The organism is Achromobacter marplatensis (assembly GCF_002209535.1).
Taxonomy (GTDB): domain Bacteria; phylum Pseudomonadota; class Gammaproteobacteria; order Burkholderiales; family Burkholderiaceae_B; genus Achromobacter; species Achromobacter marplatensis.
The window spans coordinates 288371-302431 of the sequence record NZ_NJIG01000007.1; the positions used below are offsets into that span (position 1 = coordinate 288371).

The window sequence follows — 14061 nt, forward strand, 5'->3', positions numbered from 1 at the left end:
GGGGTCAGCGCACTATCGAAAGCACCGCGCAAGCCAGAACCCCGCCGCAATACTTATCCCCACCCACAGCAACACGATCATCGCCGCCCCGCCCAGACTGCGCGGCGTCTTGCCCTGCGACTGCATCCAGGCATCCGCCTGGCCCCGGCATTCCTTCAGCACGTCCGGCGGCAACAGCTTGATGGCCAGCCAGATCAGGCCGGGCAATAGCAACACATCGTCGAGGTATCCCAACACAGGGATAAAGTCGGGAATCAGATCAATGGGACTGAGCGCGTAGGCCACGACAAACAGCCCCAGCGCCTTGGCGTCCCAAGGCGTGCGGGCGTGCTTGCTGGCAAACCATAGCGTCAGGCCGTCGCGCTTAATGCGCTTGGCCCAGGCTTTTAGGCGGTCGCTGACGTTCATGGTGCGCGGTAAGCGGATCTTGTGCGGGAAGATCCACAAATTCTAGAACGGACGGCCGCCCGACTAGAACCGCCCGCGCAACGTCAACGTCACGCTGCGCGGCGCGCCGTAGTTGTTGCGGTTCTCGACATAGCCCGGATACTCGTAATACACCTTGTCGAACAGATTGTTCACGTTCAACGCCGCCGTCCAATTCGACGTCACGTCATACGCGACCCGGGTGTTCCACACGCTGTAAGACGGCCGGCGCACCTTCGAAATGCTGTTGGTCAGCGCGCTCTGCCAGTTCACGCCCGCGCCCACGCTCAGGCGGTTCAACTGGCCGGGCAAGCGGTATTCGCTCCACAGACGCAACAGGTGCCGCGGCGTTTCCTCGCTGAAAGTCTGGCCTTCGCGGTCCGGGTCGCTCAGGTACTTGTTGCTGTTGAAGGTATAGCCCGCCGCCACTTGCAGGCCCCGCATCAGCTCGCCGCTCATCTCCGTCTCGAAGCCCTGGCTGCGCACCTTGCCCGCGGCGCGCGAGCAGTAGCCGCCGTTGCACACCGGCCCGGCCTCGTAGTCCTGCACCGCGCGGTTCTTCTGGTCGATGCGGTACAGGGCGAACGACGTGTTCAGCTTGCCGTCCATCAGCTCGCCCTTCACGCCCACTTCGTAGTTCGCGCCGACGATGGGCTTCAAGATGCTGCCGTCCAGCGTGGTGGCCGTTTGCGGCTCGAAGATATCCGCATAGCTGGCGTAGGCCGACCATTGCGGCGTCAGCGCGTAGACCAGCCCCACCATGGGCGTGAACTCCGCGCTGGCCTTGGCGGTGCTGACGTCGTCCCACGTCGCGGCCTGCGTGGTGTAGCGGCTTTCAAACCAGCTGAAACGCCCGCCCGACACCAGCGTCAGGTCTTCCGTCAGGCTGCTGCGCAGCTGCGCATAAATGCCTTTCTGCACATGGGGTTCATAGCGCGACGTGCGCTGAGAATCCGGAAAGCTGTCTGGCTTGGGCACATGCGGATTGGGGTGGAACACATCCAGCGGCAGATAGTTGGACGCGTACTCGATGCGGTCCGTCGACGTCAGCCGCGACAGGCTCACGCCCACCGTCAGGTCCTGCGCCATGCCCAGCACCGTGAAGCGCCCGTTCACATTCGCATCAAAACCGATGTGCTCCGCCGACTTGTCGTAATTCCACGCGTTGCGCATCGGCCCCATCAAGGTCACCGGGTCCACCGCGCCCGTCGCGTCCAGCGCCGAAGTCAGGCTCGTCTCCTTCACGTAGGTGGCCGCCACGTTCACGCGCCAATCGCTGTTGAAACGATGCGTCACGTCCGCAAACAGCTGCGTCTCGTCCCGGTCCCACTGGTTCCAGTCCGCGCCTAGAAAGGTCGACCGCTTCAGCCCCAGCGAACTGCCATCGCTATAACGCGGCAGCCCGCCGAAGAACGGCGTGGACCGCAGGCGCGACACCAGCACGCCCGCGCCCACCGTCGTGCTGGGCGACAGGTCGTAATCCAACGCAAAGTACAGATTGGTGTTGCGCTCCTTCACCACATCAATGAACGACCCCTTGGAATCCAGATCCAGCACCGCCCGCGCCCGCAGGCTGCCATCCGCGTTCAAGGCCCCGCCCGCATCCAGCATGCCGCCCACGTGGTCCCACGAGCCCGCGCGCGCCTCCAGCAACACCTGCGTCTCGGCGGTAGGGCGCTTGCGCACCAGGTTCACCGAGCCGCCAGGCTGCCCCGCGCCTTCGAACAGCCCCTGCGCGCCGCGGAACACCTCCACCCGGTCCAGATACGCCGTGCTGCCGGTAAAGCTATTGCCCACGGCATAGAAACTGCGCGACAGCGGCACGCCGTCGTACTGGATATTCGTGATCTTGAACCCGCGAGAGTAGAAATTGCGCCCGCCGTCGGCCACCTCGCTGATCGTCACGCCCGTGGTGTTCTCCAACACCTCGCTGATCGTCGACAGGTTCTGGTCATCCAACCGCTTGCGCGTCACCACCGTGACCGACTGCGGAATGTCCTTCAGCGCTTGCTCGGTCTTGCCGATGGTCGCCATGCTGGAACCGTAAGACTGCGTGCCCTCGGTCTGCGCATGATAGGCGCCCGTCACCAGCACCGGCGCCAGCGTGCTGGTGACGGACGGCGGCTCAGCCTCCACACGGATGCCGCCGTCCACATTCACCGCGCGATAGCCCGTGCCCGCCAACAGCGCGCGCAAGCCCTCCGCCACGCCGTACTGGCCATTCAGGCCCGCGCTGCGCGCCCCGCTCAATTGCGACGAGGAATACCCCAGCGAAATCCCCGCCTGCCGCGCAAACGCGGCCAGCGCGTCATTCAACGGCCCCGGCGCAATCGCGTACACGCGGGCAGCATCGGACTGCGCCGCCCTGGCCGGCGCGGCCTGGGCGTAGGAGGGCGGCGGCGCCGACAAGGCGGCCAAGGCCGCCGCCAACGGCAGCAGCACGGTAAAGAAGGGATGGGGGCAAGCGCGCAAGCAAGCCCGCGCGCCGGACGACGGCGTCGCGGCCCGGAGACGATGGGTCTTCACGAAAGGGATACTCCAATGAGGGTCGGTCGGTGCTGGGCAGTGCGCACTGCTACAACCGGTATGACGAACGAATTCGCCCATCCCCTCAGATTTTTTTGTTGCCGGGCCGCCCCAAGACAAAAAGCGCCCCCTCGGGGGGCAGCAAGCCGCAGGCGCAGCGTGGGGGCATTTTTTGTTTGTTCAGCCCCGTGCCCGTTCCGGCGCCCGTGCGCGTGCCCGAACCCGCGTCACCCGCCCGCCCCACCACAAGCGCCCCGCCTGCGGCTCCACCGGCAGAATCTGACGCAGCAGCGCCAGCACCTTGCGCGTATCGTCCAACTGGAACACGCCCGACACCGGCAACCGCGCCACCGCCGTATCGCACTCGATCGCCCCGTGATAGCGCGACAGCTCCTGCAAGAAGGCGTCCAGCGGCATATCGCGCACCGACAAAGCCCCCTCGACCCAGGCCCCGCCATCCATCACGCGCCCCTCCACCGGCGCCAGCGCCCGCACGCCTTGCGGCGTCATCCGCGCAGACTCCCCGGCCCGCAGCGTCGCACCCGCCGCCTCGCCCGCGCCATCGCGCGGCAGCAACGCCACCGCGCCTTCATCCACTGCCACCTCGCTGCCGTCGTCCCACTGCCGCACCCGATACCGCGTACCCAGCGCCTGCGCCCGCCCGTCGCGCGTCTCCACGAACAGCGGCCGCGACAGCGGGTCTTGCCCGGAGATCAAATACACCTCGCCCGCCAGCAAACGAATGCGCCGCACCGGCCCGCCATAATCGATATCGACCGCCGTCTCCGTATTCAGCACCAGCGTGCCGCCATCCGGCAGCGTGACGCGGCGCCGCTCGCCGCGCGACGTGGACACATCGGCCAACGCGTGCCGCACCGCAGGCGCATCCCCCGCCCGCCACGCCACCCAACCGCCCGCCGCCAATGCCCCCAGCGACATCAAGGCCTTGCGGCGCGACCGCCGCGCCTGCGCCGCCTCTGTCTGCCGCAGAATCTGCGCAGCCGCCTCGCCCGGCATCTCCGCCGCCGGCCGCTGCAAACGCGCGCCCAGCGCCTGCAAGCGCTCCCACACCAACGCATGCGCCGGCTGCGCCCGCAGCCAGGCATCGAACGCTTGCCACGCCGACGCGTCCGCCGTGTTGTATTGCAGCTTGATGCGCCAACGGATGGCCTCGTCCAACACCGCCCGATCCGCCGCGCCCTCCGCGCCGTCCTCGGCGCCGTTCTCCGCACGGGCGCCTGGCGCCCCGGGCGACACGCCCGCCCGATCAAACCCCATAGACCAGCCGATAGCAGTGCTGCAACGCCTGCGCCAGATAACGCTCCACCGTCGCCACCGACTTCCCCACCTGCCGCGCAATCTGCGGGCACGTATGCCCCTCCATCTGCGCCAACAGAAATACCTCGCGCACCTCTGGCTTCAAGCGGCCCAGCATCTGCGCCACCTGCTCCAGCGACTCCAGAATCAACAGCCGCGATTCTTCCGAGGGCCAATGGCTCTGCGGATAAGTCTGCAACACCGCCAGATAACTGCGCTCGATCTCCAGCCGCCGCCAATGGTCCACCAGCAAGCGGTTCGCAATGGTGCGCAGGTAGGCCCGCGGCTCGCGCAGCGCGGTGTCAGAAGGGGAGGTGGAGTTTGCCGACAGCAGGCGCACGAACGTGTCCTGCGCCAGATCCGCCGCGCGATGCGCATCGCCCAGCTTCAGCCGCAGCCAGCCGTGCAGCCAGGAATGATGGTCGCGGTACAGCGTCGCGATACCGGCGTCGGAACTGGCGCTGGGGGTGGCGGGCATGGGATATTTTGGGAATGGGAATTGTTTCCATTATATCCAGACGAATACTGGCCCAAGCCCAGCGTTCGTCCCCCATGCCCGCCGGCGCGGGCGGGGCTTTGTCTTCGGGCGGGCGCCTACTGCAACGACGCCGGCGCGTCGTGCAACACGCCGCAAGGGTCCGCATCCGCGCCGCAAGCCCGCGCCTGCTCCAGCATGGCGTCCGCCAAGGTCCCCAAGTGATCGCACAAGCCTTCTACCCCACCCATCAACGCCGCCACCGTCCACGCGTCTAGCGGCTGCCCGCCGGTTGCGTCGGGCTCGGATGCGCTGTTGCCGACCATGCGTGCCATGGCCGCGATGGCGTAGCGGGCTCGGTCGATTTGGTAGAGAGGGGATAGGGGGACCAGGCCGTACTCGGGATCGGTGTCGACGGACCAGGGGTTTTGGGTGAGGGGGTGGGATTGCATGGACTTCCTCCGACGATGTGGGAAATCCCGCTACCCCACTTCCAAATGGGGTGGGCGGGCACAGGACAAGGTTGGAAGACCGGAATCGTCGGAAACCGGCGTGCGGCTAGCGCACCCCTGCCAAGGCCCGCCCATTGGGCGTGCAAAGGCATGCGGACCCAAGGTCCGCACCGACGAATTTACCGGCTTCCAAACCGGGCTACCGTTGTGAGGTAGTGGGGGGAGTATACGGCGATGGCGGAGCCCTTAGCGGTCAGGAGAGACAATTTGGCGACAGTCAGTGCCGAATGCTCATTAAGGCTGGTCTGCTATCGACTGTGCATTCAACCGGTCGTAAGTAGTCTATTGCCGTAGACTGCTTCCGGCCAATAACGGTCGTCTATTAACTTTAATTGCACAGCCTCCCTATTTATTTTCAAATCGAATTGGCAAGATTTTTTGGAGCATTGCGTGAACGAGCATTTCCCTCCCTCGGACTTACATGCCTTCTTTGATGCAATGAGCGAACAAACTACTTGGGCAAATCTCGAGCGCTCGTTTGATGATATAGCGAAGGACAACGCTATGGTTGTCGCCGAGCTTGCCAACTTTGAGCGAGACAGCACGGTGGCTTTGCTCGCTAGCCTTCTCACTCTCCCTGCACACCAATCCGAGTGCTTGCGCTTCGAGTTCCTAGCGGCCCTTGCCCTTATCTACTGCCAAGGCAAGCAGATTGCCACGGTTGATGACGCGCGGCGCTGGCATGGTGCCGTCGGCGAATCGAGCAGTGCCATTGGAGAAGATCCAGCAGAAGACGTATTCGTTTCCCTAGTCGGAAACGCGAGAGGTGATTACCGCGTACTGGAAGGGGTGTGGGAGGCCGCGGGTTTTTATACCCAGCTGATGGTCAATATTGTCAGCGACATGCCGAATACCCGTCGATATCATTCACTTAAGCGCGCTATACAGGCGCTTCTTCGCCTCTCAGACGTCGTTTGCGCACGCTCAGGGCTACATCGCTTTCAGTCCGGAGGGGACGACACCCCTATCTCGCTTGACACTGGTGGGCTTGATGCGGACGAGCTCTGTTCACGTGTCCTGTTGCCCGATCGTTTGCTTCGAGCAGAGGGGATAGTAGTTGCAGACCTTGCACTTTTCATGCTTGATCCGTCACAGATAAGCAAGCTTGGCAGTCAAACACCTGGGGCCGGAATACTTGAGGAGCGACCGCTGCTTCGCACGCCAGGTGGCCTTGTAGTTGTGTTCCCTACGGCTATCACCATTGCCCTTCGCCACGCTGTGATTGCGTTCGCCAATCGAACAGGCGAATTGAGTAGTTTGGACCAAGCGCTGGCAAACACCTATGCGCGAACCTTCTTCGAGATGCCGGTCTTCGGCAGTGGCGGGCGGTTGAGATTGTCTTGGCAGAAGTACAGGACGATCCGAACAGCGATTGCTATCTCCTCCGTCGATGTCGGCCACCTTATGGTGCTCCAGTTTGTCCTGCCCTCTACACAGCAGCACACGGACACAGGTTTCAGCAGCATGCTTCAGCTCGACGAGGTGACCGCGCAATTCCTAGACTCTTCTGTCATGAACGCCACAGTTAGCCTCGCCAAACAACCCGGCTTCCAGCGTGGCATGGTTGTGCGCGTGGGCTGCGGATGGGGTGCGGGTTTTGCAGGTATGGCTCCCAAATTGTCCGATGGCTGGCAGTTTGAGGGGATGTCTGGCGCGGATTTTGTCCGGCTAGGGTCGTTGTCCGAGATGTCACCGCTTGTCTTTTGGCGTGTGCAGGATGCGGAAGAGAGAGTCGCGCAAGCCGGGGTGCGACTCGTCAACATGAACGGAACCCTCAACCTTGTTGGCTGGATACGTGCCAATGAGGGCCACATGATTCCTCACGACCAATTGCCAGAGGAGCGCATTACGCCCGAGCGCCCGCTGATGCTGATGATTCCGACGAATTTACTCCGTGACGTGCGGATAGCGGCAGACATAGGATACGACCGACATCGCACTAGGGACAACAATGGCAAATGGCACCGAGTGATGAGGCCTTCAGCAGAGGATTTTTTCCCGACCGAACGGGAGAGCAAGTGCTACGTATCCATTGACGAACTTGATGCGCAACGTCTGACCTGCGTGTATGAGGGGCAGATCAATCCTTGGGTGACGATTGAAGCTCCCGACATGCAAGATCGCGGGCTCGTCATCGAACTTGCCAAAATGGTTCAAACATGGCTTGGGCGGATTGGTGAAGCGCTGGAAGCCATGAGTGAGCAGTCAACAAGGAAGTCACTAAAAGTCTATCTGCATTTTGCAGGTAGTGACGACATTGGCCGCTTCGAAGGGCAGAAGCCGCTTGAGGATCTGAATACCTTTTGGCAACTTGAACGTATCCGTGAGCACAGAACAATTCGGGTAGTTTTCAAAGATGGGTATCTTGCCGGCTTTCGTGCGCCGGACAACCGTGCAGAGCGCGCTCTGGTGCGCGCACTCGGCACCGCGTTTGCCACGCTTCTTCGGATGGATGCGCCGGTCGAAAAAGGGGTCATTGTCGAACAGATGGCAGTGCCCAATGACGCAGCGCGGAGCTTCCACCTCATGTTGACATTTGACTTCAGTGTCTATCTGCGCAGTTCGCTGACCCGGCGCCTTTTGACCATTGAAGACATCGATTCGGCTGCAGCACGAATCGAGCTCGGATGGCGGGCAGTTGCTGCAGACGCGCCCGCACGGTATGAAGGAAAGAAAGCGGTTGGAAAGCTCCTCAATGACGTGGTTGATGTGCTCCTCCAAGACATGCAGAGCGAGCTCTCCCGCTTTGATCGCAAGCAGACTGTGCTGCGTCTTCTCGAAAATTTCGCACGGGCACGCAGCGACGAGAACCACTGGTATCGTACGGCAGCAGCCGTCCTCGGCCTGCATGCAGGGGAGGATGGTGTTGAGGCGACGATTGCTAGGCAAATGGCCCGCTATGCGGGTGCAGCGCTGACTTCCCGGCTAGTCATTGAACTGGCTCTCTGCGCATGTCCCATAAGCGACGGAATTGAGCCCTCAGATATGGCACTCGGTCGGCTCCTTGCACGTGCATCATTGCTCTTCCGCATCGGTGGCATGTCGGATGCAGTGCGTTTCGGTGCTTTGCCTGCCGATGTCCGCATCTCTCCCTTAGGAGACCTTCTCTTTCGCGATGAGCTCGGAGAAATGGTGCTTGAGCCACTGCTGTCAAAAGCAACCAACGAACAGTTTGAGGCGCAAGCCGCACGATTCGAACAGAACTACTTTAAGGCTAGCGAAGTGGAAGATGTGGCCGCCAAAGAAGACCTAGCAGGTGTCGCAAAGGTCGGCAGCGACACCGAAACTTTCCTTGCATTCTGGAAGGCAGAGATGGGCTTTGTTATCGAGGATGGCATGCGATTTGTCCAAGCCCTCGAGTCAATCGGAATAGAGCAGCATTCGATGATCTTCGAGATGAATCGGAGCCAACTAGAATATGTCGGTAAATCGGCCGGCCTCGACGAGGACGTCATTGCAGCGTTTATCAATCAATTCGTGCTCAGAACGCGCCCGAAATGGAATGACGTTCCGGATGGGTTTGATCTTTCTGATATCTATCCCTGGCGGTATGGTCGGCGCCTTTCTGTTGCGGCTCGGCCCTTGTTGCAGATTGACGAGAGTCACGATCCATTGATTGTCGTCGCACCCGGACTGCTGAATATGTCCCTGAAATATATTTTCGAAGGGGCGTATACTGGACAGTTAAAACGCGACTTTTTCCGCACAGAAGGTATGCGAGATACCTGGCTGGGGGAGGCACGGGAAGGACACACGTTCGAGAAAACCTTGGAAATAGAACTCCGTGAAGCAGGCTGGACGGTTCGACGCGGAATCGGTTTCCCTGAAATCCTTCGCAGAAATCTACCAAACAACCCTGGTGACATTGATCTTCTCGCTTGGCGATCGGATCGTGATCAGATACTCATCATCGAATGCAAGGATCTGTCTCTTGCTCGGAACTACTCGGAAGTCGCTTCGCAGCTCTCCGAATATCAAGGTGATCACATAAAGGGCAAACCAGACAAACTAAGAAAGCATCTGATGCGCGTGACGCTCGCAAAGGAGAACATCGCCGATATGGCTCGGTTCACATCCGTGGACAGTCCTCAGCTTACGTCATGGCTTGTCTTCAGTGGTGTCTCCCCCGTCGCTTACGCCCAGTCGCAGATTGAGGCACTAGAAGGCACCTATGTCGGGCGCCCAGCCGATCTTCTGAAATTTTGATGATGGATGTCGGATAATAGCTATGCGACTAAACCTCTTGAATATCGCACCTATGGATTCTCTCGTTGAAGGCCAGTACGCCCACGATGTCGATAAAGCAGATCGCTTGGAACGCCAAACCCTTTGAGGGTTAGACCACCTTGGTCAGTGATAAATAGACAGCCATCGGGAGTGGGGTATTGCTTGCCATTAAACAACCTTCGGACTCCGATCACCAGCAACCACTAAGCGGGCGTTCAAATTCTTACCACGGACGGCACTGCGTACTGAAAGGGATACCAGGCTTTCACTTCAGAGAATTTGCCTGCCAAAACCATATTCTGAGGTCCGTTCTTTAGAGCGCGAAAGCCCTCACTCAGGACTATGTAACTCCGCCGCACGGGCTTCCTCCTGAATCGCTCTCAGATCCACATAGGAACGATTCGCCCAACCGGCGTATCGACCGTCCAGGAACGCTGCCTCACCCAATAAGCCTGCTAGCTTCCTTTGCAGCAACAGCCGTTGCTGCACATCTGCAGGTGCATGCTTGGCGATCGCCGATGCGATGGCCCTTGCCTTCAAAAATCGAGCATGTGGAACTTTTATTTCATTATCTGAAATAACAATACCGGTTACATGTTTGACTTGATTGCTTCGAAAAAATCGAGTCTTCTCCTGAGCAAGGGTATGCCCGCATGACTCCACCATTTTTGTCACAAACTGCGAAAGTCCTCGAGGGAGCAAAGCTCCCGAAAACGTCAGATCATCCACATAACAGGTAAAGACTAATTTGTGGCGTCCAGCATAATGATACAGTGCATCAAAGAGTGGTTTATTTGCGTATAGCGACAACAAGGGGCTCAACGGGCTTCCTGTAGGTAACCCGAGAAGTGAGCTCGCCTCTTTGACATTCCTATAGCAACACAACCGAGCAAGTATGTCTGCTACATCAGGCGCACAGCACAACTGATCGGCAAAGAAGTTCCTGACGGCGGAGAGTGAGGTGGAAGGATAAAATCGCCGCACATCAAATGTCGCGACACGGCGGCCGTTAATATGGGCCTCGGCGTTCGAACGGTAGGAACGACCTCTAACAGCTGCATGCCCATATTCAGGAGGACGTACACGAGAGAGCAGCTTGTGAATGCGCTCATGGACTCGACGCAATTCAGGCTTTGGTTCCTGCACTAACCGCTCTTTTCTAACCTTGCCCGTAAATTGGCACACTTCCTGTGGCAAGGGAAAAACCCTGTAGTTCTCCAAACTATTAACCAGAGCGAGCAACTTAGATTTCGGCACTCCAATAAGTATAGAGAGTCTGGTCTTGGAACCTAGTCTATACAGCGCACACTGATTAATGTCATACAGTTCACGCTTGGCCATAGCCTATTCTTCTCTAGATATTGGACTTTGGTTTCTTTTGCTCCACCCATTGCAAAAGTGACACCACTTTACGAGCAACCCCAACGCGCAGTCTATCCGTTACTTTCTTACTATCCAGTGACTCAGAGAAGAACATTAGAGAAGACACTGGCACGTCAAATCTAACGCTGTACTTATTCAACAAGTCTAATGAAGGTGATTTTTTACCTGATTCGATTTCGGACAAATAAGAATTCGAAATGCCTAACTCCGAGCACAGTTGGCTCTGAGACAGATCATGATAGGCACGTATAAGACGTAGGGCTTCGTTAAGCATAACGATCTCCCAAAGGAGTAATAAGGGCGGGGTAAGCCCCTACGAAAACAAGTCCGCGACAAAGCTCCTCAAAGGCTCACTCTTTTGCCAGAGTTTTTCAACCCAATCAAATAGAATGACACACCATTTGACCAACTTCAGTGCAGACTTCAGCACTCCCAATAGGGAGCGCTCCTTTTTCGCACTAGGCGAACGCAATTCAGCGGGTTGTTTATTTGACATATTTACTGCTCCGGTTGCGACCCAAAATTAGGCCATCTCGCATACAACCAGGACTGTCAAATACGGAGCGAATTGCGTCTTTCCCCCTACCTAATCACCCGTTTTCGGTTCTCGCCGAAAACGGCTTATCCCCTCGCCTCTGCAGCATGTCGTCATCCATGACGGAGCACCGCCAGCTGCCAGACGCGGGAATGGGCAGAAGCCGAAGCCTCCACGGGGCCGAAACCCCCACAACCGCGAGAAAAAATCTCCGTTTACCGCTGAGTGGATAATATGGCATCTTTCGCTCAATAGTCAAATTTTTTCGCTACCAGCGAAAAAAAGCCATCACCCGTCCCTAAATTTTTCATGATCACGACCAATTACCGCCTACTTCTGATCAGGAGGGTCCGACGTATGTTGTCGTACTACAACTTTGGCATGATCAGAGCGGCCAACTAACATGACATTTCGCTCCCATAGAAATCCGGTTCCCACTACCGCAACACCCCAACATCCATCACCTCCGCCCCACACCCCTCCACCAACTCCCCATCATGGCTCGCAAACAACACTACCCGATCCTTCCCCCAAGCCTTAAATAGCTCCGCCAGCACCGCCCGCCCCCGCGCATCGAACCCATTGCTAGGCCCATCCCCGATCACCACCGCCGGATCGCCCAAGGCCGCCGCCGTCACGAACACCTTGCGCCGCGTGCCGGTCGACATCTGTTCAAAGCGCTTGTCCAGATGCGGTTCCAGGCCCAGGTCATAGGCCAGCTCCAGGGTGGCCTCATCCAGCGCCACGTTCTTTTCCGCCGCGACCTGTTCCAGCAGCCCGCGCCCCGTCTGCGTGGGGAACGCGAGGCAGTTGTCGGGCACGTAGGCCAGGCGGGCCTTGGCTTGTTGGGGCGCGTGGGTCAGGGAATGCCCGTCTATCCACACGTCTCCGCTATCGGGCGCGATGACTCCGGCGATGAGGTTCAGGAGGGTGGATTTGCCGGTGCTGTCTTCTTCGCATAGGGCCACGCACCCGGGCGTGAAACGGTGGGTGGGGCCCTGGAAGACGAGGTAGTCGCCGTAGCGTTTGCTGAGATTGTCGAGTCGTAGCATGGCGGGGGGTTTACGTAGGAACAGGGTGGACTAGAAGCGGGGGGTGGGACTAGAAGCGGCCGCGCTCGCTATGCAATAATTGATAACGATTCCCATTCATTGATAGCGCACGCCGTGGACTCGACACGCGATAGCCGGTTTTCCACCATTTATAAGAATGACCACCCGTGGCTGGAGCGGCGGCTGCGCAATGGGTTGCGCAACCGCGAGGACGCGGAGGATGTGGCGGGCGAGACGTTTACGCAGTTGCTGTGCCTGCCGGCGCTGGAGCAGTTGAACGAGCCGCGGGCCATGCTGGTCACTATCGCCCGGCGCATCACGTGGCGGCTGTGGCGGCGGCGCGAGCTGGAGCAGGCCTGGCTGGAGGTGTTGCGCTTGCAGCCGGAGCCGCTGGAGCCGTCGGCCGAGGAACGGGTGCAGACCTTGCAGGCCTTGCAGGCGCTGGATACGGCGCTGGACGTGCTGTCTGCCAAGGCGAGGATGGCGTTTCTGTATAGCCAGCTTGATGGGATGACTCATGTGGAGATTGCGGCGCGGCTGAAGGTGTCGCCGACCATGGTGCGCAAGTACATCGTGCAGGCTTTGCGCCGTTGCTGCGAGGTGTTTGGGATATGACGGCCTTGGATGCGCGCACCCGCGAGGCGGCGATTGAATGGCAGGTCTGTTTGTCCAGCGGGCAGGCCAGCGATGCGGACCGCGCGGCGTTTGATCGGTGGCTGGCGGAGAGCCCGAACCATGGCGCGGCGTGGCAGCGGCTGAATGCGGCGCTGAACGGTACGTTGCATGCGTTGCGGCCGGGGCTGCTGGCCGATGGCGATGCGCTGCGGCGTTCGCTGGTGGGGCCGCAGCTGGCGCAGCGCCGGCGGCTGGGGAAGCTGGCGCTGGCGGGCGGGGCGCTGCTGCTGGGCGCGGGCGTGGCGGACCGCTATGTGCCGTTGCAATCCCTGGCGGCGGGCTATGTGACCCGCACCGGCGAGCGCCGATCGGTGGCCTTGCCGGACGGCAACACGATGGAGCTGGATGCGCGCAGCGCGGCGTCGTGGGAGGGGCCGCAGGTGGTGCGGGTGTCGGCGGGCGCGGCGATTTTTGAGGTCGAGGGCAGCCAGGGGCTGCAGGTGCGGCTGCCGCAAGGCGAGGTCAGGCTCGGCCAGGGGCGCGCCATGGTGCGCTGCGGGGCTGGGCGCAGCTTCTGTCTGGCCTTGAGCGGGGCCGCCAAGGTCACCACGCTGGCGGGCGTGCGCCAGCCCTTGGCGCCGGGGCAGAGCGTGTGGTTCGATGCGCGGCAGGTGGATGCGGTGCAGAACGGCCAGGAACACGCCGCCGCTTGGCAGAACGGCGAATTGGAAGTCCATGACGAGCCGCTGCAAACCGTGGTGGATGCGCTGGCCCGGTACCGGCCGGGCTGGTTGCGGATGTCGCCGCAGGCGGCGCGGCTGCGTGTGACGGGGCTGTTTCCGCTGGACGATGGCGACCGGGCACTGGAGGCGCTGAGGAATACCTTGCCGATCCGGGTGCAGCGGTTGAGCGGCTGGTACGTGATGATCGATCTGGCCTGAACTTTTTTACGCGCCGGGTGTTTTTTTGATGGCGCCGATGCACATACAGGGA

Annotated in this window: 11 protein-coding genes; 3 read left to right on the forward strand and 8 right to left on the reverse strand. The window is 60.2% G+C overall.

What is annotated here, in order from left to right:
* Positions 1 to 12: 12 nt before the first annotated feature.
* The 5 genes from CEY09_RS18745 to CEY09_RS18765 form a co-directional block, all read right to left on the reverse strand.
* Positions 13 to 408: a YkvA family protein gene (locus CEY09_RS18745; RefSeq protein WP_088589817.1), complete on the reverse strand. Its 396-nt coding sequence runs from the start codon at positions 406 to 408 to the stop codon at positions 13 to 15.
* 63 nt (positions 409 to 471) lie between these two features.
* A complete protein-coding gene (locus CEY09_RS18750) occupies positions 472 to 2952 on the reverse strand; it encodes a TonB-dependent siderophore receptor (RefSeq protein ID WP_234818341.1) in 2481 nt (826 codons plus the stop codon).
* 180 nt (positions 2953 to 3132) lie between these two features.
* Positions 3133 to 4230, reverse strand: a complete 1098-nt coding sequence (locus CEY09_RS32700; protein WP_088589819.1) for a FecR domain-containing protein — start codon at positions 4228 to 4230, stop codon at positions 3133 to 3135.
* The gene (locus tag CEY09_RS18760) at positions 4220 to 4747 is read right to left on the reverse strand and encodes a sigma-70 family RNA polymerase sigma factor (protein ID WP_088589820.1); all 528 of its coding nucleotides are present in this window, start codon (positions 4745 to 4747) and stop codon (positions 4220 to 4222) included. The genes CEY09_RS32700 and CEY09_RS18760 overlap by 11 nt, the downstream gene beginning before the upstream one ends.
* A 116-nt stretch (positions 4748 to 4863) precedes the next feature.
* Positions 4864 to 5196 (reverse strand): hypothetical protein, encoded by a 333-nt coding sequence (locus CEY09_RS18765; protein WP_088589821.1) that lies wholly within the window; start codon positions 5194 to 5196, stop codon positions 4864 to 4866.
* Between the two features lie 450 nt (positions 5197 to 5646).
* Between CEY09_RS18765 and upx the strand changes: the two genes are divergently transcribed.
* Positions 5647 to 9462, forward strand: coding sequence for an anti-phage protein Upx (upx, locus tag CEY09_RS18770; protein ID WP_088589926.1), 3816 nt, complete (start codon positions 5647 to 5649; stop codon positions 9460 to 9462).
* Between the two features lie 351 nt (positions 9463 to 9813).
* On the opposite strand, the gene CEY09_RS18775 is transcribed toward upx, so the two are convergent.
* From CEY09_RS18775 to CEY09_RS18785, 3 genes are all read right to left on the reverse strand, one after another.
* Positions 9814 to 10824 carry a reverse transcriptase family protein gene (locus CEY09_RS18775; protein WP_088589822.1) on the reverse strand — a complete coding sequence of 337 codons (1011 nt, stop codon included), beginning with the start codon at positions 10822 to 10824 and terminating at the stop codon, positions 9814 to 9816.
* A gap of 13 nt (positions 10825 to 10837) precedes the next feature.
* Positions 10838 to 11140, reverse strand: a complete 303-nt coding sequence (locus tag CEY09_RS18780; protein WP_088589823.1) for a helix-turn-helix domain-containing protein — start codon at positions 11138 to 11140, stop codon at positions 10838 to 10840.
* Between the two features lie 698 nt (positions 11141 to 11838).
* Positions 11839 to 12453 carry an ABC transporter ATP-binding protein gene (locus CEY09_RS18785; protein WP_088589824.1) on the reverse strand — a complete coding sequence of 205 codons (615 nt, stop codon included), beginning with the start codon at positions 12451 to 12453 and terminating at the stop codon, positions 11839 to 11841.
* Positions 12454 to 12567: 114 nt separating this feature from the next.
* Between CEY09_RS18785 and CEY09_RS18790 the strand changes: the two genes are divergently transcribed.
* Both CEY09_RS18790 and CEY09_RS18795 read left to right on the forward strand, forming a co-directional pair.
* Positions 12568 to 13068, forward strand: coding sequence for a sigma-70 family RNA polymerase sigma factor (locus tag CEY09_RS18790; protein WP_167390113.1), 501 nt, complete (start codon positions 12568 to 12570; stop codon positions 13066 to 13068).
* Positions 13065 to 14009, forward strand: a complete 945-nt coding sequence (locus CEY09_RS18795) for a FecR family protein (protein ID WP_088589826.1) — start codon at positions 13065 to 13067, stop codon at positions 14007 to 14009. Before CEY09_RS18790 ends, CEY09_RS18795 begins: the two co-directional genes overlap by 4 nt.
* Positions 14010 to 14061 lie beyond the last annotated feature (52 nt).

What these genes read in the sequence shown, in the direction of transcription:
- CEY09_RS18745 (WP_088589817.1), bottom strand. Translation starts at nt 408, where the DNA reads ATGAACGTCAGCGACCGCCTAAAAGCCTGGGCCAAGCGCATTAAGCGC.
- CEY09_RS32700 (WP_088589819.1), bottom strand. Translation starts at nt 4,230, where the DNA reads ATGGGGTTTGATCGGGCGGGCGTGTCGCCCGGGGCGCCAGGCGCCCGT.
- CEY09_RS18760 (WP_088589820.1), bottom strand. Translation starts at nt 4,747, where the DNA reads ATGCCCGCCACCCCCAGCGCCAGTTCCGACGCCGGTATCGCGACGCTG.
- CEY09_RS18765 (WP_088589821.1), bottom strand. Translation starts at nt 5,196, where the DNA reads ATGCAATCCCACCCCCTCACCCAAAACCCCTGGTCCGTCGACACCGAT.
- CEY09_RS18775 (WP_088589822.1), bottom strand. Translation starts at nt 10,824, where the DNA reads ATGGCCAAGCGTGAACTGTATGACATTAATCAGTGTGCGCTGTATAGA.
- CEY09_RS18780 (WP_088589823.1), bottom strand. Translation starts at nt 11,140, where the DNA reads ATGCTTAACGAAGCCCTACGTCTTATACGTGCCTATCATGATCTGTCT.
- CEY09_RS18785 (WP_088589824.1), bottom strand. Translation starts at nt 12,453, where the DNA reads ATGCTACGACTCGACAATCTCAGCAAACGCTACGGCGACTACCTCGTC.
- CEY09_RS18795 (WP_088589826.1), top strand. Translation starts at nt 13,065, where the DNA reads ATGACGGCCTTGGATGCGCGCACCCGCGAGGCGGCGATTGAATGGCAG.